This is a genomic window from Ruegeria sp. CJ6, assembly GCF_056536665.1.
Window position 1 is genome coordinate 35092 of the sequence record NZ_JBQFQB010000006.1, and the last position, 18353, is coordinate 53444.

An 18353-nucleotide genomic window follows, 5' to 3' on the forward strand; every position below is an offset into this window, starting at 1 on the left:
GAAGGCGGGGTGTCGACCTCGCCTTTTTCTATTCCAGCAGCTCGCGTGGGATCGTGAAGCCCAGAACCTCACCCTGATGCCATTCGAGCGCATTCCAGTCGGGGATATCGAACCGGATTACAGTCGTTGCACAAGTCGGATAGTCGTAGAATCTCGAATGATCGGGCTGGTTGCGTACCAGCCGATTTGCAAATGCAGCGATGCCGGGATTATGCCCCAGCATTAGTACGGTATCGCCGGTGGCTGTGGCCAATTCGGCGAACATCTCATCGGGGCCTGTCAGATACAAGGCGGGGGTAAAGCGGATTTCCGGGGTGCTCAGCCCCAATCTGTCCCACGTTTCCCGCGTGCGCTTGGCGCTTGAGCAGATAACGTCATCCGGTAGCCAGCCATTGCTTTGCAGCCACGCCCCAATCGCGGGGGCCGATTTGCGTCCTCGATTGTTCAACGGGCGGTCGTGATCTTCTGCAAAGGGATCGCCCCAACTGGACTTGGCATGGCGCATTAGGATCAGTGTGCGGGTCATGATCGGTGAAATGCTTTCATGTGATGCGCAGATTGCTCTGGCTGGCGCTCTGCGCCGGCGCTGAGAGGGCAGGCGAGCCGGGCAAGGCAGCCTTTATTCATGCAGCTGTGTCCCGCTTTGGTATCGAGATGATCATGACAGGCTGCCACGTCATAGAAGCTGTGGGTGTTCAATGCCCCAACCGGACAGGTTGTTGCACAAGGCGCGGGGCATTCTGTGCAGGGTGACGATTGAGAAACGGATGGAATTGAGAACTCATCCGCAAAATGCAACGCACCACGGAATGACATCATCATCCCTACCGTATCGTGCACCAGGGCCCCGACCGGGCTGCTGAAGGTGCGACCGGACTTAAGTGCCCAGTCAATGAAGGGTGCGTATGGTGGGCCGCCGAACGGATAGTGGGCGGTGCCCCTCATGTCCTGCGCAAGCTGGCCGATCACCCGTCTGGACCAGCGATCAACCGGGTCGGGTTGGCCATCCTGCCACTCAGCCGAGGCCTTCAGAGCAGGCCAGAATGCCCCCGCAGCGCCCAGAAGGATCAGGGTTCCGTCATTAAGTTGCTTTGCTTCACTGGGCCTTGGATGAAGTGCACCCATAACTATCAGCCCAACCTGAGCGGCTGCTCGTTCGACATTGGCGTAGGTCGTCAACGGCGGAAGGGCAGAGCCAGGCTCCAGCCCAGTTTTGTTGGTCGATCGTCCTGCCATTCCAATCCCACGCTCATTTGTTCGTGCCCGTCCCGAGGTTGTGCGATGTAAGTCCCCAGCATTCGGTCCCAGATAGACAGTGCAAAGCCATAATTGCTGTCATGCTCTGTTCGGAATACCGAATGATGTACGCGATGCATATCGGGTGTCACAAGAATCCTACGTACCACAGCGTCAACGGCAAGGGGGAGCTTCAAGTTTGAATGATTGAACAACGCTGTGCCATTGAGAAGGATCTCGAACAGGATCACAGCCAGGGCGCTGGCGCCGAGCAGATAGATTAGCCCGATTTTCAGGATCATGGACAACGCGATTTCAACAGGGTGAAAGCGGACTGCAGTAGTGACGTCCATGTCTCGGTCGGCGTGATGCACACGATGTAGCCGCCAAAGGATTGGCACCTTGTGGGTAATCAGATGCTGTAGCCAGATTGCAAAGTCCAGAATCAGCACACACAGAATAAGCTCAACCCACCCTGGCCAGGCGAGCCAATTAAAAACGCCCAATCCATTTTTCCCGGCATCAATGGCAGCGCCAACTGCCAATAAGGGCAACCCAATCGCCATAGTCCTGAGCATCAGTGTGTTCAAAACAGTGATTGATAGATTGGTTAGCCACCGATTTTTTCGCGGACAGGTTCGTAAGCGTTTTGGCGCAATTGTCTCTGCCGCCGCAAACAAAACAAACAGGATCAAAAACACGCTTAGGCGAAATAGGGGCTCGTTCTCCATACATTCACAATCGGGCATGTTAATGCCCGGTGCAAGATGTTGAAGATCACTATGGCGTTAATCAGGACGGATCAAGGATCCAGCACCGTGTTCCGTAAACAGTTCGAGCAACACCGCATTTGGCGCGCGCCCGTCCAGAATAACGACCGCCCGAACGCCATTATGCAGCGCGTCCAGCGCAGTTTCGGTTTTTGGAATCATCCCACCCGCAATAGTGCCTTCACGCGTCATCTCACGAATTTGGCCAGCCTTGAGCTCGGTCACGACATCGCCCGCTGCGTTCTTGACGCCCGCTACATCGGTCAGCAGCAGCAGGCGGTCTGCCTTAAGAGCTGAGGCGATCGCCCCGGCTGCGGTGTCGCCATTCACATTGAAGGTTTCGCCATTCCGACCTGCGCCCAGCGGCGCGATCACAGGGATAACATCATGCGCAAACAGGTCATGCAGGACTTTGGGGTTCATCTCGGACGGTGTGCCGACAAACCCGAGCGAGGCGTCGGTCTGTTCGCACATCATCAAATGGGCATCCTTGCCCGACAGACCCACAGCCATGCCACCCTGCGCATTGATCGCCTGCACGATCCGCTTGTTCACAAGGCCCGACAGGACCATTTCGACCACTTCGACTGTGGCTTTGTCCGTCACGCGTTTACCACCCACAAACTCGGACTGGATGTCCAGTTTGTCGAGCATCGCATTGATCATTGGGCCACCGCCGTGCACGACGACCGGGTTTACGCCAACCTGACGCATAAGCACCACATCGCGCGCAAAGCTTTCCATGGCTTCGTCGCTGCCCATGGCGTGGCCACCTAGCTTGATGACGACAATCGCACCGTCGTATCGCTGCAGATAGGGCAGGGCGCTGTTCAATGTGGCGGCGGTGGCGATCCAATCCCGGTTCATATCTCGTGTCTTCATGGCTGATTGTCCCTCTGGGACCCTGTGTTAGGGCGTTTGGAGGATGGTGCCAAGACCGGATCGCGGAAACAGCCAATCTGAACGGGCCGTACCCGATGGGCGCAACCCGGCTTCCTTAGCTCATGACTTGTATATTGCTGAACAGCGTCACTCCAGATGCGCAATGATCGAACGCAGGGTCGGAATGCCGTCGCCCTTCTCGGATGAGGTCAACACGATCTCCGGGAAGGCCGCAGGATGTTTCGAAAGCGCGGTGCGCACCTGGTCCAGCACTTTTTCCCGGTCTTTTGCTTTGACCTTGTCGGCCTTTGTCAGAACGCACTGAAAGGTCACTGCGCTGGTATCCAGCAGCTTCATGATCTCGGCGTCCACAGGTTTCACCCCATGGCGCGAGTCGATCAGGACGAAGGCACGGCGCAGGGTCTGACGTCCACTCAGATACTGTTTCAGCAGACGTTGCCATTTTTCCACGACCTTCACCGGCGCGTTCGCATAGCCGTACCCTGGCAGGTCGACCAAATAGAGTTCAGGCCCTTGCGTGAAAAAGTTGATCTCTTGTGTACGCCCCGGCGTGTTCGAGGCACGTGCTAACCCCTTGGTGCCCGTTAGCGCGTTAATCAAGCTGGATTTACCGACATTCGAACGCCCGGCGAAACATACCTCCAACCGATCGGGGGCAGGCAGGCCATCCATCGCAACGACGCCTTTGACGAATTCGGATGGCCCGGCAAACAGCTTTCGACCGGTTTCCGTTGCGAATTCATCTGGAGTTTCAGCTAGTGGAAAGGGAAGTGTGGTCATAGAACCTGAACCTCGTCACCGGTGTGAATGGTGCCGCCTTCCAGAACTTCGGCATAAACGCCAAAATCCTGATGATCCCAGCTGCTCAGCGCACCCAGTGTGTCGGCATCCCGCTCACCCGTTTCAGGGTTGGCGGTTGTCGCCAAACACCGCGTGATGCGTTCGCGCACATGAAAAACGGCCTCGCCGATCCGGATGTCGCGGCCAATCCAGTCGAACTCATTCCACAGCGGCAGGCCATCGAACCAGATATTTCCGCGCCAGCGAGCGATAGAAAGATCCCTGCCTAGCTTCTGCTCGACCGCCCGATGCGACGACATATTGCACAAACTGATCGAAGGAAAATCGCTGTCCGTCATGCCGCGATTAGCGGCGCGGATAATGCGGGCAGACGCAGCGCGATCTGCAGGCATCAGCGGTTTGACCCAGTCCAGAAAGGTATCCTGTTGCACGTCGGGCTCAAAGCTTAGATCGGGGCGATTGGGATGTCTCAGCGTGACCGAGTCGCCTTGCAGCTGCGCCGAGATTGCCATCAACTGAGGGGCCTTCGCGCCTCGGCTGAAATTGGCGCAGGGTGCCCATTCCGATCCATCCGCTTTCGACGCCTCATGTGCAACCGCCCAAACACGATCCCCGGGCATGGTATGCCCGGGGATCATGGTAATGCGATCAAGGCGTTCACGCCCGTGACTTTTGATCGGATGCCGCCAAATGCTGGTGACCGAACCGCTCATTTGTCGTCCGTCTTTGGCGTGCGTTTGAAGCCTGATTTGATGTTGCCGAATACATCGGGCGTATAGCCCTGGCTCCGCATGATCAGGTATTGCTGGGTAAATGTGATCGTGTTGTTCGCGATCCAGTAGACCACCAAACCGCTGGCAAATCCGCCCAGCATGAACATGAACACCCATGGCATCCAGGCAAAGATCATCGCCTGTGTTGCATCGGTCGGTGCCGGGTTCAGTTTCTGCTGCAGCCACATCGAGATACCCAGCAGCAGTGGCAGGATACCGATAAAGATCAGCGCCATGAAGCTTTCAGGCTGCGGTGCCGCCCAAGGCAGCCAACCAAAGAAGTTGAAGATTGAGGTAGGATCCGGAGCGCTGAGGTCCTGGAACGGGCCAAACCATGGGGCTTGACGCAGTTCGATGGTGACAAAAATCACCTTGTACAGCGAGAAGAAGATGGGGATCTGCATCAGGATCGGCAAACAGCCTGCGGCCGGGTTAACCTTTTCCTTCTTGTACAGCTCCATCATGCCTTGCTGCATCTTCTGGCGGTCATCCCCTGCGGCCTCTTTCAAGGCTTCCATCTGGGGCTGCAGTTCCTTCATCTTTGCCATCGAGACGTAGGATTTGAAAGCCAGCGGGAACAGGATCGCCTTGATGATCAGGGTCAGGCCGATGATGGACCAGCCCATGTTGCCGATCAGCAGGTTGATGTTGTGCAGCAGCCAGAAGATCGGCTTGGTCAGGAAGAAGAACCAGCCCCAGTCGATGCTGTCGATGAACTTCTGCACACCTTCGGCCTGGTATTCCCGAATGGCTTCCCATTCCTTGGCACCAGCGAACAGGCGTGTGGTCACTTCAGCAGTCTCACCCGGCGCTACAGTCAGCGTCGGCAGCACCGTTTCGGTTTGATAGATTTTGCGGCGCGAGTCATATTTTGCGGCTGCTTTGAAGGTCGAGCCCGGCTCTGGGATCAGCGTGGTCATCCAGTAGTGATCCGTGAAGCCGATCCAGCCATCTTCCTTGACCTGATAGATCTCGGCCTGCGCCCGTTCGTTCGGGTCGATGTCAAAATCGCGGACATCACCATAGTCAACTTCTGACAGCGTGCCATCCGCCATGCCGATCACACCCTCATGCAGGATGAAGAAGTTTTTCAGGCCCGGAAGGTCGCCGTCTTCACCAATACCGTGGCGTGCAAGAATGCCATAGGGGGCCATGCCCACCTCGGATTGGGTCGCGTTTTCAACCGATTGGGTAACTGTGAACATGTAGTCCTGGTCGACCGCGATGGTGCGGCGGAAAGTCAGGCCATTGCCATTGTCCCAGGCCAGCGTGATGGGGTTGTCTACGCCAAGCGTCTCACCCTCTTCCAATGTCCAGAGCGTGTTGGGGCCCGGGACATCCGCACCTGCAACTCCTGTACCCGGTGCCCAGCCGTAAAGGGCATAATAAGCCGATTCCGAACCAACCGGAGACAGCAGCTCAACAATAGGCGCGCCTTCTTCGATCGAGACTTTGTAATCTTTCAGAAACAGCTCATCGATCCGCCCGCCGGACAGGGACAGGCTGCCTTTCAGACGGGGGGTGTCGATGTTGACGCGAGGGGCTTGTTCCTCTGGCAGTGTTTCCTCGGCGGTCGCCGTGGCTTCACCCACGGTGCTGGTCGCGCTGGGTGTTTGCACCTCGTCGCCTTCCAGAGCTGCAATTTCTGCAGCGTCCTGCGTCGTGGTTGATTCCGGCGGTGGGAACAGCACGAACCAGACAAGGATCACCAGAAAGCTGAGCGCGGTTGCAAGGATGAGATTTTTGTTCTGATCGTCCATCGGGGACAGCCACCTTGAGCAGTGAAACACACCCGGTGGGTTCAACAGAGTGCAGCCCCAAAGGTCAAGCGGAATCGCCCATCAAATCGCTCCGGCGCTGGATTTGGCGCACCGTAATTGCAGATTTCATCCCATTTTGCGACCGATCTTGGATGCACCCCTGATCTTGGCACGATGCGCCGCGATCCAATCCAGGGTCTGCTCAAATGGCATTGGCTTTGCAATTCCGAACCCCTGAACGTGGTTACTGCCCAATTGCGCCATCAACGCGTGCTCGCCGGGCGTTTCCACGCCTTCGGCGAGCGTCTCGAGGTTCAGGCGTTCAGCCATGGTCAGAATGGCGCTGACCAGTTGCTGCTGGCTGGGATCCTGATCGGATTTGGTGACAAATGTCCGATCAATCTTGATCCTCGAGACGTCAAACCGCTTGATCGAGGCGATCGAGGCATGGCCGGTTCCAAAGTCATCCAGGTCGATACAGCATCCAAGCGCAGCCATGCCGGTTACATTCCGGGTGATCACGTCATCCGGCCTGCGAGAGAACACGGTTTCCAGAATCTCAACCGCCAGCCGATCCGGTGTCAAATCAAACTGATCCAACTCCCATTTCAGGCGGTCGATCAAGCCGGGATTGCGCAACTCATCGGATGAGAAATTGATACCGATCCGGGGCACAACGCATGCTGCACGATCCCAAGCTTGCATCGCTTCAAAAGCATGGTGACGCATGATTTGGCCTAGCCGCTCCATCAGTTCGGCTTGCTTGGCGAAGGGCAGGAATACCTGCGGGCTGAGAACACCTTTTATTGGATGCTCCCACCTTGCCAAAGCCTCGAACCCTGTGATGTTCCCATTATCCGTTGAAACCTGAGGCTGAAACCAGGGCCGAATCTCTCCATTGTCCAATGCCGCCTCGAACTCTTTTCTCAAATTGGCTCGGACCAGGGATCGCCGACGGGTCCCGGTTGAATAAGCGCGTATGGTCGAGGGACCGCTTCTTTGCGCTTCGGACAGTGCAGCGGTGGCGGCGCCAATCCACTCATCAGCCTCGACCTGTCGCAGGTCTGAATGCAGGCAGAACCCGATTGAGCAGGATTGGTAAACTCCTGTGCCATTCAACAAAAGCGGCTCTTCGACTGCGCTTTGGATGCGGCCAGACATTTGAATGCAGGCTTCCAGATCAAGATGTGGGGAGGGATGCAGGCCAATGAGAAACCGGTTCTGATCGATCTGCGAAAAGATGTCCTGATTTCGGATGATCGACAGGATACGATCACTGAATTGCTGCTTTACATGAGTGGCGGCAGCCTGACCGTGCAGATCCTGAAGCTCGGCATAGCCGTCCAAAGCAATTGCGATACAGGCGGCATTCTCACCTGATTTGCTGACCGATTCACTCAACGCCTCCAACTCTGATTGGAATACGTCATATGGAACCAGGCCGCTGGGGCGCATACCTGAACTGTGGGCTGTATAAGAACGGCTTCCCCAATTTCCGATGACGGCAAAAGCAAGGGGCAAACCCAAAGCCGTGGTAACAAGTGCACGTTCACCGCCCAACCAGAAGGCGGCTAAACACGCCGCGGGAATAAATGCCAGAACCTGCGGTCCGGTGAGAAATATCCGCAGCGTTTCGGAACAACGGTCGACAAAGAGGAATTTCCGCATAGGTTTTACGGCCTTCAGCTTGGGCTAGGATCGCGCAAGCCAACCGTAGGAAATCAATCTGAGTCAGGCGTTAACGTAACTGGGGAATATCGTCTGAATTTTCGTCTTTTTGAATCGGATCGATCGAAAGATTTGCGAAATCAAACAGTTTTGGGTCCAGAAGATGCGAAGGCCGCGCATTGGTCAATGCCCGAAACATCACTTGTCGCCGGCCGGGGCTGTTCTTTTCCCACTGATCGAGGATCTGCTTGACCTGTTGGCGCTGCAGCCCGTCCTGACTGCCGCACAGATCGCAGGGTATGATGGGATAGTTCATCGCCTTGGCGAATTTCTCGCAATCCGCCTCGGCCACATGGGCCAGCGGGCGATAGACGAACAGATCACCTTCTTCATTCACCAGTTTTGGTGGCATGGTTGCAAGACGACCGCCATGGAACAGGTTCATGAAAAAGGTTTCAAGGATGTCATCGCGGTGATGGCCAAGCACAACTGCGGAACAACCTTCCTCGCGCGCGATACGATAGAGGTTGCCCCGACGCAGGCGTGAACACAGCGCACAATAGGTGCGGCCCTGCGGAACTTTGTTCATCACAACGGAATAGGTGTCCTGATACTCAATCCGATGTGGCACCCCCATACGGTCTAGGAATTCTGGCAGGACTGTTGCCGGGAACCCCGGTTGCCCCTGATCCAGATTGCAGGCCAGAAGATCCACGGGCAGCAGACCGCGCCATTTCAGTTCGTAGAGCACCGCCAGAAGGGTATAGCTGTCCTTACCGCCCGATAGGCAGACCAACCAGCGGGGTGTTTTACCTTCGGCGGTGCGGTCCACCATGCCGTACTGCTCAATGGCCTCGCGCGTCTGGCGCACGATGCGCTTGCGCAGCTTCTTGAACTCGGTGGTTGAAGGCGCACCGGTAAAAAGCGGATGGATATCGTCGGCTTCATCAAACATGGGCGGGGCCTATCGCAGTTGGGTGAACCGGGCAAGGGTCAGGGTCGTTCGTCGTCGGGCACAGGGTCATAGCCATCGCCACCCCACGGATGGCAGCGCCCGATCCGGCGCGCCGCCAGCCATGCGCCCTTGATGGCGCCGTGTTTTTCAAGCGCTTCCAGTGCATAGGCGGAACAAGTCGGCTGATAGCGGCAGTTAAATCCAACCCAGGGGCTGAAGATCAACCGGTAGGCCCGGACGGGCAGGGCGAGGAGATGGGCAAAGAGGGTCATTTGCCACCCCCGTGTATTTTGCGCAGCGCATAGCGCAAATCGTCTTTCAGCGCATCAAAGGGCCGGGTGGCGGTAACCTCGGCGCGGCCGATCAACACGTAGTCCCAGCCCGCATGCCCATGAATAGGTAATACGGCCCGCGCGGCTTCACGCAGGCGGCGTTTGGCGCGGTTGCGGGCGACGGCATTGCCGACCTTCTTTGAGCAGGTGAACCCGATGCGAATACCCGCAGCCTCATCAGCGCCACGTTTACGCGCCTGCACCATCATTGATGCAGTGCCTTGCCGTTTGGCCCGCGCGGCCTTCAGAAAGTCCGAGCGATTCTGCAGTACGGTCAATGATTCAGATGCGCAAACGGACGCCGCCGGGGGCATCACCCTCGGCTGGTTGTTACCATCCTCAGGGGCCTCCGGCGGCGTCATGTTCATAACCTGAAAGGTCGAGCGATTTATGCGCTCAGCGACTTGCGGCCGCGTGCGCGACGTGCGTTCAGGATTTTGCGGCCGGCTTTGGTAGCCATGCGCGCGCGGAAACCGTGGCGGCGTTTGCGAACCAGGTTCGAAGGCTGATAGGTGCGTTTCATCGCTCCGTCTCCAATCTATAGCGGTGGGTGCGGCGCGGATTCGCCTGGCCCTAGTGTTCGAAGCCCGTCCTCTACTGGGTAGCGGGGGGTAAGTCAAACCCCTAGGTGGGGGTTTTGGTGCGTTTTGCAACAAATCTGTAATCTGCCCGGGCAAAAGATTTCAAAAACCGGGTTCAGAGCGCGTATCCCTCACATTAAGTGCCATAAACATCAAGGCCCCGTGAGGCCTCTGTTGCAGCGCGCGCGGGCGGCGCATGTTGTGGGCAAGATGAATGAACAAGAACCTGCTACCCAGATGAACGAAACCACCAAGATCCCGCGCAACGGGCTGGCGCGTCATATCCCATTGGCGGTGATTCTCGCCGTTGCCGCGGTGGGGTTCTTTGCGCTGGGCGACTATCTGACCTTTGAAACCCTGCGCGACAATCGCGAGGCCCTGCTGGCCTGGCGCGATTCAAACTACTGGGCGATGGCTGCGGCTTTCGTAGGGATTTACATCATTATTGTTGCCTTCTCGCTGCCTGGCGCTGCGGTCGCTTCGATGACCGGTGGGTTCCTATTCGGGTTGCTTGCGGGAACGGCTTTTAATGTTTTTGCCGCAACCATAGGCGCTTCGACGATCTTTCTGGCCGCACGCTGGGGTTTGGGTGAATCTCTGACCGCCAAGCTTGAAGCCTCGGAAGGGACGGTCAAGAAACTGAAGGACGGGCTGCGTGAGAATGAAATCTCGGTTTTGTTCCTGCTGCGTCTTGTACCTGTGGTGCCCTTCTTCGTTGCCAATCTGGTGCCCGCATTGGTTGGGGTAAAGTTCCGAAACTTCCTGATTACGACGGCGCTGGGCATCATCCCTGGTGGGATTGTCTATACCTGGATCGGTGTTGGGCTGGGTGGTGTCTTTGATCGCGGCGAAACCCCGGATGTCTCGCTGTTATGGGAACCCTTCGTGATCGGGCCAATTATTGGCTTGTGCGCGCTGGCAGCGCTGCCGATTGTCATCAAATCCCTCCGTGGTCGAAAGGGCTCCTGATCCATGCAAGAGTTGAAAACCGATATCCTGGTGATCGGGGCCGGGTCAGGCGGGTTGTCTGTAGCCGCCGGGGCCAGCCAGATGGGTGCGGATGTCATCCTGCTGGAAGGCCACAAGATGGGTGGGGATTGCCTGAACTTCGGCTGTGTCCCATCCAAAGCTCTGATCGCCAGCGGCAAGGCTGCATATGCTCAGGCCCACGCGTCGGCTTTTGGCGTCGCGGATGCGATGCCACAAGTGGATTACGCAGCTGCCAAGGATCATGTGCAGAGTGTTATCGCCCAGATCGAACCCATGGATAGTCAGGAGCGTTTTGAAGGCTTTGGCGTCAAGGTAATCCGGGAGTACGGTCGCTTCATCTCACCCACGCAGGTACAGGCCGGAGATCACCTGATCACCGCCCGTCGCGTCGTGGTGGCCACAGGTTCATCGCCCTTGGTGCCGCCGCTGCCCGGGCTGGATCAAGTGCCGTATTACACCAACGAGACCATATTCGACCTGCGCGATAAGCCCGAGCACCTGCTGATCATCGGCGGAGGTCCCATCGGCATGGAAATGGCGCAGGCGCATATCCGGCTGGGCTGCAAAGTGACCGTGATCGAGGGCCTTAGTGCGCTGGGCAAAGACGACCCTGAAGCTGCAGCCGTCGTGCTGGATAGTCTTCGGACTGAAGGTGTCGAAATCCATGAAAACGCCATGGTGTCCCAGATCCGAGAAAATGCAGGCACCATTGAGGTGGTCACTGAAAATGATGAGGTCTACGCGGGCTCTCATCTGTTGCTGGCCGTCGGACGCAAGGCCAATATCGACCGTCTGAACCTCGACGCTGCCGGGATCGACAGCACGCGGGCAGGCATCAAGGTGGACGACTCTTTACGCACGAGCAATCGCAAGGTCTATGCCATTGGTGATGTTGCAGGTGGGCTGCAATTTACCCATGTCGCCGGATATCATGCGGGGATCATCATCCGCTCTGCCTTATTTGGGCTTCCGTCGAAAGCGAAGACCGCTCATATCCCATGGGCCACCTATACAGATCCCGAACTGGCACAGGTCGGCCTGACCGAGGCGCAAGCCCGTGAACAGCATGGCGACGCGGTGGAGGTTGCCCGGTTCGACTATCACCACAATGACCGTGCAGTTTCCGAGCGCAAGACCAAGGGGTTCATCAAGGTGATGGTCGTAAAGGGCCGACCTGTGGGCGCGACAATCGTCGGATATCAGGCCGGAGAATTGATCAACTTGTGGTCGCTGGCGCTGGCCAATAATCTCAAGATGGGTCAGATCGCAGCGATGGTTTCGCCTTACCCAACGGTCGGAGAGCTTAACAAACGTGTGGCAGGAGCCTATTTCTCTCCAAGGCTGTTTGAGAATCAAATGGTTAAACGAGTGGTCAGGTTCGTCCAGCGCTGGATTCCCTGACCCAAGGAGGAGCGCAAAGTGAACTCGCTGTCGGGCCGATTTCTGATCCTGACGACGGTCTTCGTCATGTTGGCCGAAGTACTGATCTTTGTGCCCTCGATCGCGCGTTTCCGTGAAGATTTTCTGCTGAACCGGCTGGAACGCGCCCAGATCGCCTCGCTTGCTTTGTTGGCCGACGATATGCTGGCTGATGAGCTTGAAGCGGAATTGCTGTCAAATGCGGGGGTCTATAACGTCGTATTGCGCCGCGACGAGGTGCGTCAGCTCATGCTGTCTTCACCGATCCCGACCCAGATCACCAAGACCTTTGATTTGCGTAATGCCAGCGCTTGGGTGCTGATCCGTGATGCGGTCTCGAGGCTGTTTACCCCCGAAAACGAGGTCATTCGTGTGATCGGCGCGCCGGTCAAAGACGCAGGATTGTTGATCGAGGTGACAATGGACAGTGAGCCCTTGCGCATGGCCATGACGGATTATGGGCTCCGCATCCTTGGGCTGTCCTTTGTGATCTCAATCATAACGGCCTCGTTCCTGTTTCTGGCTGTGCGCGTGGTACTGGTGCGTCCAATCAAAAGCGTTGTTGGCTACATGCAGCGCTATGCCAGCGCACCTGAGGATGCGCGCGGCATCATCTCCCCCAATTCAAAGGTGACCGAACTGCGCGAGGCCGAAGAGGCCCTGCAGATGCTTCAAACCGATCTGACCCAGGCCCTGAAACAACGTGAACGTCTGGCCCAGTTGGGCGGGGCGGTGGCCAAGGTCAGCCACGATCTGCGCAACATTCTGACGTCTGCTCAGCTGTTTACCGATCGAATTGAGGCCAGCAATGACCCCCTGGTGGCGCGAATGGCACCCAAACTTGTCAATTCGATCACGCGGGCGGTTTCTTTGTGCGAAAGCACCTTGGCGTTCGGACGCGCCGAAGAACCAGCCCCAACCCTGACCATGGTGCGCTTGCGGGACGTTACCGCAGATGTTGTCGCCAGCGAACAACTCGCCATTGCCGATGCCTGCGTTGAGATCGTGAACGACGTACCCGAGGATCTTGTTATCCGTGCCGACCCGGAACAGATTTTCAGGGTTGTCATGAATCTTGTGCGCAATGCCCGTCAGGCGCTTTTGGTCTCTGGTAAGGCGGGGCGCGTAACAGTGTCTGCATCTGAGCTTGAAGCCGACTGGTGCATCGAAATCAGCGATACGGGTCCAGGCCTGCCTCCTAAGGCCCGAGAGAATCTGTTTACACCATTTCAGGGTGGTGTTCGCAAAGGCGGCTCGGGACTTGGGCTCGCGATTTCGCAAGAATTGGTGCGGGGTCACGGCGGAGACCTGTTTCTGAAAGACACAGGGCCTGATGGAACCACCTTTGAAATAAGGCTTCCACGCGGCGATATGACTTTTTGAAGTTTTTTTGAAGAATCGACTTGCGCGCCCTTGGCCTCGGGTCTACATACCGCCTCACCAACGCGGACCGATAGCTCAGCTGGATAGAGTACTTGACTACGAATCAAGGGGTCGGGGGTTCGAATCCTCCTCGGTCCGCCACTGGTTTTCTTGTAGGGCGACACATAGTTCTGCCACCAGCGACAGAACCTTGCCATTTTCGCCTCACTTTCTTCATCCAGAACCCATGCCGAATTTGTTGATCCTGACTTCCTTTTGGGAAAACCAGGGCTGATTTGCAGATCAGACGCCGAAGGCGCCTGTTCCTGCTGATCTGCCACGTGGCGAACGCGGATGCCCCTCTCGGAGTACAGCCGACAGAGCAAGGTGGCCCTGGCTCGCGTTGTCGCTGATTGGGTAGCAGGCCGACTGACCGGCGTTTGGAGAGATCCGGACGTGGAAGGGTTGGCTGGAATTCTTATCGACTGCGCTGAGATCTTGGAGAAATCGGAGCGCGTGTTTTCCGGCGATCTGTCTCTGATGGATGCGGCGGCGCGCTTGAGAATTAGTGTCGGGTCGATCCGGCGGTTGCGGGATGGTGGATACCTAAAGCAGAAAAAAATGCGAAACCCGGACACGCAGCACTACCGTTGCTACATCACTGAAGAGAGTATTCAGGCTTTTGAAAAATATTACGTAACGCTGGGCCAATTGGCGCGGCAGTTTGAGATAGCAGCGGTCCATTTGGGTCCGGCATTGGATCGCAGAGAAGTTGAGACTATCCCCTGCGAGGCTGGGTTTGTTCGTGCCTACCCGAACGAGACACGAGATGTGGTTCGGGAAATGACGATGGGGGGTAAAACTTCGATCCAAACAGATTGTCTCCACGACAGTTGGAACCAAGATAAGCAGGCGGCGGAGCAAGGTTGATGCTCCGCCACACATTCTCATGAGAAATAGTGGCGGTCTATAGATTGGGGCAACTACGTTGAATTGCTGTACCGCGAGGTGAAGAAAAATGACTAGCAGTCGAAGAAATCTTACTGAACGGCTTCAACCAATATGGGAGGCCGTAGGCAAGCTGGGCGCGAATACTCCCGCGCTTAATCTAAAGGCCTATCTCGATGAGATGTGGAGCGAAGACAAAACAACTACTGCTTCTTTGGGGACTGGAAAGGGTCTCGCTCGACGAGACGAAAAAATTGCGGAAGATCTTGAGGCCCAATTCAAGATGATTGCGGTCGCCTATGCCACCGGAAAATTGGATGAGATCGACCGCGTAGTTAACTACCTATCGTTCATACGTCGCATGAAAAAGCAGGGCGTTTATGAGATTGGACACTGGAGTGATGAGGACAAAGATGGGTGACGATGCAACTAGGAGGTGGTTCACGTAACACCCGTTCAGCAATGTCCATTGGCTTCTATCTAAGGCCTTCCCTCCGAGAACTCAAAACCAGACATTTAGGCGGAACGCGGCGAATGACTCGAAGGAGCCCACTTTGACCGATGCTGCGCGATGCCCCAATTACAGCGATGCGCAGAAACCAGACTTTGCAAAGTCCGGCGTGCGGCCCATAGCAGAAAGTGAACCCCGCTTCGAACAACGACGGCTTTGAAACATACCAATTTGCAAGGAGAAGTAGTCTCGATCCTCACTCTGCCACAAGCGCAACAATAGCTTCTTGAGGCTGGGAATGCTGGTTGTTTGCCTCAAGCGGTTGGTCAAGCTTTCCACGATGCACCAAGGCGAACATTGGCGGAATGAAATAAAACGATACGACAGTCGACAACAGTACGCCCCCAGCGATTGCAACGGCGAATGGCGGCCAAAATGCTCCTCCAGCTATGATCAGGGGTAGGAAACCACCAAAGGTTGTGACCGTTGTCGAGATGATATGCCGACTTGAACCAGTCACAACACGCGCCATCGCCACCCGGTCGCCTTGGCTTGCGTCAACGTCTTGTTGCAACCCGGTTAAAATTATTATCGCCGCGTTGATCGAAACCCCGATCGAGCCGATGACACCGATAATCGCCGTTATTCCGAACGGGAATTGCATAACGGCCAGCGACAGCATTGAAAGGCCTGCAGACAACACGCACACGAGCAAGGTCACGAGCGTCAGCCGGAACGAGTTAAAGGTGAGAACGATGGTCGCAATGGAGAGGGTGACAATCAATCCAACAGAGGCAAGCAGATTGCCCACGGTGTTGGATCGGGCATCACTGTCGCCACCTAAGGACATCGAATAGCCTTGCGGTAACACAAACCCGGACGCATTAAGCGCTTCTAGTACGTCTTGCAACGCCTCTTCGGGTAAAACACCGGGGACGATAAACGCTTGGATAGTGTTTTCGCGCACGCCATCCGTTCGGGTTATGACGCTTTCCGCTGGTTCGATCACCGGCCTGGCTAGTTCCGACAACGGCACAGCAGGGAAAACACTTGTGGCGGATACGGCGGCAGCATTGGGCAGCAGGATGGGCATACTGACAATGGCGCTTAGGTCTGATCGCACCTCGTCACCCAGTCGAACACGCACCGGCAACTGTTCGGTCCCTTCGATCAGTGATCCACCGGTAATGCCAACAAGCGCCGTGTCCAGCTGACCAGCTATATCCGCCACATCCAGTCCCAGCAGACGCGCCTTGACCTCATCAATCTCGAACCGGATTTGTGGGTTGCCGCCGTTCACGCTGGCGCGCGCCTGGGTTACCAGATCGAGATTGGCCATGACTGAACGCACCTCGTCGCCCAGATCACGCAAAACCGTGATGTCCTGCCCCTGAATTTTGACTTCAACCGGTGCGGCGACCGGAGGGCCCTGAACAAGACTGCGAACGATGATCTGCGCGTCAGGAAAGTCGGTATCCAGACGACTCTGCAACGTTCCAACAAGGCGGGCGGCGTCTTCGGCCGTGCCGGTCGTGATCATAGCTTGTGCAAACCCAAGCTCTCGTGAGCGGTTTCCAACGATGTTGTAGTAGAATGCCGGGCCGGACTCTCCGACGGTCCAGTAGACACTTTTGACGCCGTCGTCAGCCAGCAGCATTTCATCGATTTGGCGGGCGGTTGCTTCGGTGGTGGCAATTGACGTTCCACCCGGCATGTCTACTTCGATATAGAATTGGTTGCGATCGACGCCCGGGAAGAATTGCGCGGTCAGCGTTGGAAAGGCCGCAAAGCCAAGCACCGGCAAGATCAATGCCAACGCGATAGATCGCACCGGATTGGTGACTGACAATCGAATTGAGGCCTCGAACATACGGGCAAGTGGCGGGATGCTGATACCGCCGCTCAGCATTCCTGCGTCTGGGCGATCGGACAGTAGCCAGCCCGCAATCGCCGGAGTCACAGTCAAGGCCACAACCAGGGACCAAATAAGCATCAGCACCACGGCGATAGCGATGGCACCGACAAAGTCGCCGGCGGGTCCCGGCAGCAAGATCATCGGCGTGAAGGCAAGCGCCGTGGTGACGGTCGACGCCAGCAAAGGCGCGGCCAACCGGCGAACAGCATCTCGCACGGCTGAAAGTCGCTCCATCCCATCCTGCAGACGACGTCGAATTTCATCGGTCATCACGATGGCTGCGTCAACAAGCAGACCGAGGGCAACGATCAGACCCGTCACGGACATCTGGTGAATGGGCAAACCGATCATGTTCATCGTCGCCAGGGTCGCCAATGAGACAACCGGCAAAACCAGAGCCACGATCGCGGCTGCCCGAACACCTAACGTAACAAACAAAACTGCCACAACCAGAGCCACGCCAATGGCCATGTTGACCCCAACCTCTGACAAACGATCCGTCGTGTACTGGCTTTGATCAAACAGCAGTATTTCCTGCATGCCCAAAGGCACCGCTGCGGCGCCGGCCTCAAGCTCATCCCGTAGAAAGCCTGTCCAGCGGTCGATCTGCACGCCGTCCTGCGCCAGAATTCCGACCAAAACGGAGGGCATCCCGTTGGCAAAAGCGATTGAGGACTGCGGTTCGCGTGCGCCCCGGTCTACGCTGGCAATATCGCCGAGCTGCACCACTGCACCGTCCGCGTTTTCACGCAGGACGATGCTCCGAATGCGATCCAGACTCTCAATTTCTCCGCTGACGCCAATGGTTAGGTCGACATCGGATTGCAGCCGCCCAGACTGAACCTTCCCATCTGCTTCGGCGATCCGCTGGGAAATCTCGGCAGCGCCAAGCCCAAGCGCAGCGGCCTTGTCCATATCGACACTTACGAGCACCTCTTCCTCTGGCTGACCGAAATAGTCGACGGCTCGTGTCGCAGGTATCGCGCGCAATCTGTCACCCAATGCTTCGGCATGACGAGACAGCAAAGTTATCGGGAAGTCGGGGTCCTCGGCCGCAACTGCAATGACAGCGGAATAGGCAGCAATACCTTCGGCATCGAATTCCGGTGGCAATACTCCTGCCGGGATGTTCTGGCGCGCATCTTCCACGGCGTCCCGAGCCTCGGCCCAAACCTGCTCAATGGTGGCTTCGTCTAGTGTTTCCAGCAATTCAACAGAAACGACCGACACGCCCGAGCGGGAGACAGAACTGATCTCATCCACCTCGGCGATCTTTCGCAGTTCTTCTTCGATTTCTGCGGTAACCAGTGCTTCAACCCGTTCGGGGTCTGCGCCAGGAAACTGCGTGGTTATGGTTGCGAAGAGGTTGGTGATCGTGGGGTCTTCCTGTCGCCCAAGCGATAGGAACGAAGACAGCCCTGCAGACACAAGCACCAAAATGATGAGAGCAACCAGCCGGGGATGGCGAAAGGTTAGGGTTTCCATCAGA

18 protein-coding genes and 1 tRNA gene are annotated in these 18353 nt (G+C 56.7%); 6 read left to right on the top strand and 13 right to left on the bottom strand.

Translation table 11 applies throughout. The features are described 5' to 3' along the window. Window positions 1-28 precede the first annotated feature (28 nt). The 12 genes from ACR0BT_RS16910 to rpmH all read right to left on the bottom strand — a co-directional run bounded on the left by ACR0BT_RS16910 (window position 29) and on the right by rpmH (window position 9721). Window positions 29-526, bottom strand: a complete 498-nt coding sequence (locus ACR0BT_RS16910) for a SixA phosphatase family protein (RefSeq protein ID WP_480763635.1) — start codon at window positions 524-526, stop codon at window positions 29-31. After that, entirely contained in the window at window positions 523-1179 is a 657-nt protein-coding gene (locus tag ACR0BT_RS16915) for a ferredoxin (protein ID WP_480763636.1), read from the bottom strand. Before ACR0BT_RS16915 ends, ACR0BT_RS16910 begins: the two co-directional genes overlap by 4 nt. Beyond that, window positions 1176-1967, bottom strand: coding sequence for a sterol desaturase family protein (locus tag ACR0BT_RS16920; RefSeq protein WP_480763637.1), 792 nt, complete (start codon window positions 1965-1967; stop codon window positions 1176-1178). The genes ACR0BT_RS16915 and ACR0BT_RS16920 overlap by 4 nt, the downstream gene beginning before the upstream one ends. A 57-nt stretch (window positions 1968-2024) precedes the next feature. Further along, window positions 2025-2888, bottom strand: coding sequence for an acetylglutamate kinase (gene argB, locus ACR0BT_RS16925; protein ID WP_170508738.1), 864 nt, complete (start codon window positions 2886-2888; stop codon window positions 2025-2027). Between the two features lie 147 nt (window positions 2889-3035). Then, on the bottom strand, window positions 3036-3689 hold the full coding sequence (gene yihA / locus ACR0BT_RS16930; protein ID WP_480763638.1) for a ribosome biogenesis GTP-binding protein YihA/YsxC: 654 nt from the start codon (window positions 3687-3689) through the stop codon (window positions 3036-3038). Beyond that, window positions 3686-4423, bottom strand: coding sequence for an MOSC domain-containing protein (locus ACR0BT_RS16935; protein WP_480763639.1), 738 nt, complete (start codon window positions 4421-4423; stop codon window positions 3686-3688). The genes yihA and ACR0BT_RS16935 overlap by 4 nt, the downstream gene beginning before the upstream one ends. Continuing rightward, window positions 4420-6243, bottom strand: a complete 1824-nt coding sequence (gene yidC / locus ACR0BT_RS16940; protein ID WP_480763640.1) for a membrane protein insertase YidC — start codon at window positions 6241-6243, stop codon at window positions 4420-4422. The genes ACR0BT_RS16935 and yidC overlap by 4 nt, the downstream gene beginning before the upstream one ends. Window positions 6244-6369: 126 nt before the next feature. Beyond that, the gene (locus ACR0BT_RS16945) at window positions 6370-7911 is read right to left on the bottom strand and encodes a putative bifunctional diguanylate cyclase/phosphodiesterase (RefSeq protein WP_480763641.1); all 1542 of its coding nucleotides are present in this window, start codon (window positions 7909-7911) and stop codon (window positions 6370-6372) included. Window positions 7912-7981: 70 nt separating this feature from the next. After that, complete coding sequence (gene ttcA, locus ACR0BT_RS16950; protein ID WP_480763642.1) at window positions 7982-8866, bottom strand: tRNA 2-thiocytidine(32) synthetase TtcA; 885 nt, start codon at window positions 8864-8866, stop codon at window positions 7982-7984. Window positions 8867-8904: 38 nt separating this feature from the next. Further along, a complete protein-coding gene (gene yidD / locus ACR0BT_RS16955) occupies window positions 8905-9138 on the bottom strand; it encodes a membrane protein insertion efficiency factor YidD (RefSeq protein WP_170675489.1) in 234 nt (77 codons plus the stop codon). Then, window positions 9135-9560 carry a ribonuclease P protein component gene (gene rnpA / locus ACR0BT_RS16960; RefSeq protein ID WP_480567772.1) on the bottom strand — a complete coding sequence of 142 codons (426 nt, stop codon included), beginning with the start codon at window positions 9558-9560 and terminating at the stop codon, window positions 9135-9137. Before rnpA ends, yidD begins: the two co-directional genes overlap by 4 nt. A 26-nt stretch (window positions 9561-9586) precedes the next feature. After that, window positions 9587-9721 (bottom strand): 50S ribosomal protein L34, encoded by a 135-nt coding sequence (gene rpmH / locus ACR0BT_RS16965; protein ID WP_005980833.1) that lies wholly within the window; start codon window positions 9719-9721, stop codon window positions 9587-9589. 268 nt (window positions 9722-9989) lie between these two features. Between rpmH and ACR0BT_RS16970 the strand changes: the two genes are divergently transcribed. From ACR0BT_RS16970 to ACR0BT_RS16995, 6 genes are all read left to right on the top strand, one after another. Next, the gene (locus ACR0BT_RS16970; RefSeq protein WP_480503723.1) at window positions 9990-10748 is read left to right on the top strand and encodes a TVP38/TMEM64 family protein; all 759 of its coding nucleotides are present in this window, start codon (window positions 9990-9992) and stop codon (window positions 10746-10748) included. A gap of 3 nt (window positions 10749-10751) precedes the next feature. Continuing rightward, window positions 10752-12170: a dihydrolipoyl dehydrogenase family protein gene (locus ACR0BT_RS16975; protein ID WP_223117080.1), complete on the top strand. Its 1419-nt coding sequence runs from the start codon at window positions 10752-10754 to the stop codon at window positions 12168-12170. 18 nt (window positions 12171-12188) lie between these two features. Further along, entirely contained in the window at window positions 12189-13571 is a 1383-nt protein-coding gene (locus ACR0BT_RS16980) for a sensor histidine kinase (protein ID WP_480562667.1), read from the top strand. A gap of 64 nt (window positions 13572-13635) precedes the next feature. Then, window positions 13636-13712 (top strand) — tRNA-Arg (locus ACR0BT_RS16985). 192 nt (window positions 13713-13904) lie between these two features. Continuing rightward, window positions 13905-14480, top strand: coding sequence for a hypothetical protein (locus ACR0BT_RS16990; protein ID WP_480763644.1), 576 nt, complete (start codon window positions 13905-13907; stop codon window positions 14478-14480). 88 nt (window positions 14481-14568) lie between these two features. After that, window positions 14569-14919, top strand: a complete 351-nt coding sequence (locus tag ACR0BT_RS16995; RefSeq protein WP_170465216.1) for a hypothetical protein — start codon at window positions 14569-14571, stop codon at window positions 14917-14919. 286 nt (window positions 14920-15205) lie between these two features. Here the strand turns inward: ACR0BT_RS16995 and ACR0BT_RS17000 are convergent, their stop codons facing one another. Continuing rightward, a complete protein-coding gene (locus ACR0BT_RS17000; RefSeq protein ID WP_480763645.1) occupies window positions 15206-18349 on the bottom strand; it encodes an efflux RND transporter permease subunit in 3144 nt (1047 codons plus the stop codon). Window positions 18350-18353 lie beyond the last annotated feature (4 nt).

What these genes read in the sequence shown, in the direction of transcription:
- ACR0BT_RS16910 (WP_480763635.1), bottom strand. Translation starts at nt 526, where the DNA reads ATGACCCGCACACTGATCCTAATGCGCCATGCCAAGTCCAGTTGGGGC.
- ACR0BT_RS16920 (WP_480763637.1), bottom strand. Translation starts at nt 1,967, where the DNA reads ATGGAGAACGAGCCCCTATTTCGCCTAAGCGTGTTTTTGATCCTGTTT.
- argB (WP_170508738.1), bottom strand. Translation starts at nt 2,888, where the DNA reads ATGAAGACACGAGATATGAACCGGGATTGGATCGCCACCGCCGCCACA.
- yihA (WP_480763638.1), bottom strand. Translation starts at nt 3,689, where the DNA reads ATGACCACACTTCCCTTTCCACTAGCTGAAACTCCAGATGAATTCGCA.
- ACR0BT_RS16935 (WP_480763639.1), bottom strand. Translation starts at nt 4,423, where the DNA reads ATGAGCGGTTCGGTCACCAGCATTTGGCGGCATCCGATCAAAAGTCAC.
- yidC (WP_480763640.1), bottom strand. Translation starts at nt 6,243, where the DNA reads ATGGACGATCAGAACAAAAATCTCATCCTTGCAACCGCGCTCAGCTTT.
- ACR0BT_RS16945 (WP_480763641.1), bottom strand. Translation starts at nt 7,911, where the DNA reads ATGCGGAAATTCCTCTTTGTCGACCGTTGTTCCGAAACGCTGCGGATA.
- ttcA (WP_480763642.1), bottom strand. Translation starts at nt 8,866, where the DNA reads ATGTTTGATGAAGCCGACGATATCCATCCGCTTTTTACCGGTGCGCCT.
- yidD (WP_170675489.1), bottom strand. Translation starts at nt 9,138, where the DNA reads ATGACCCTCTTTGCCCATCTCCTCGCCCTGCCCGTCCGGGCCTACCGG.
- rnpA (WP_480567772.1), bottom strand. Translation starts at nt 9,560, where the DNA reads ATGACGCCGCCGGAGGCCCCTGAGGATGGTAACAACCAGCCGAGGGTG.
- rpmH (WP_005980833.1), bottom strand. Translation starts at nt 9,721, where the DNA reads ATGAAACGCACCTATCAGCCTTCGAACCTGGTTCGCAAACGCCGCCAC.
- ACR0BT_RS16970 (WP_480503723.1), top strand. Translation starts at nt 9,990, where the DNA reads ATGAATGAACAAGAACCTGCTACCCAGATGAACGAAACCACCAAGATC.
- ACR0BT_RS16975 (WP_223117080.1), top strand. Translation starts at nt 10,752, where the DNA reads ATGCAAGAGTTGAAAACCGATATCCTGGTGATCGGGGCCGGGTCAGGC.
- ACR0BT_RS16990 (WP_480763644.1), top strand. Translation starts at nt 13,905, where the DNA reads ATGCCCCTCTCGGAGTACAGCCGACAGAGCAAGGTGGCCCTGGCTCGC.
- ACR0BT_RS16995 (WP_170465216.1), top strand. Translation starts at nt 14,569, where the DNA reads ATGACTAGCAGTCGAAGAAATCTTACTGAACGGCTTCAACCAATATGG.
- ACR0BT_RS17000 (WP_480763645.1), bottom strand. Translation starts at nt 18,349, where the DNA reads ATGGAAACCCTAACCTTTCGCCATCCCCGGCTGGTTGCTCTCATCATT.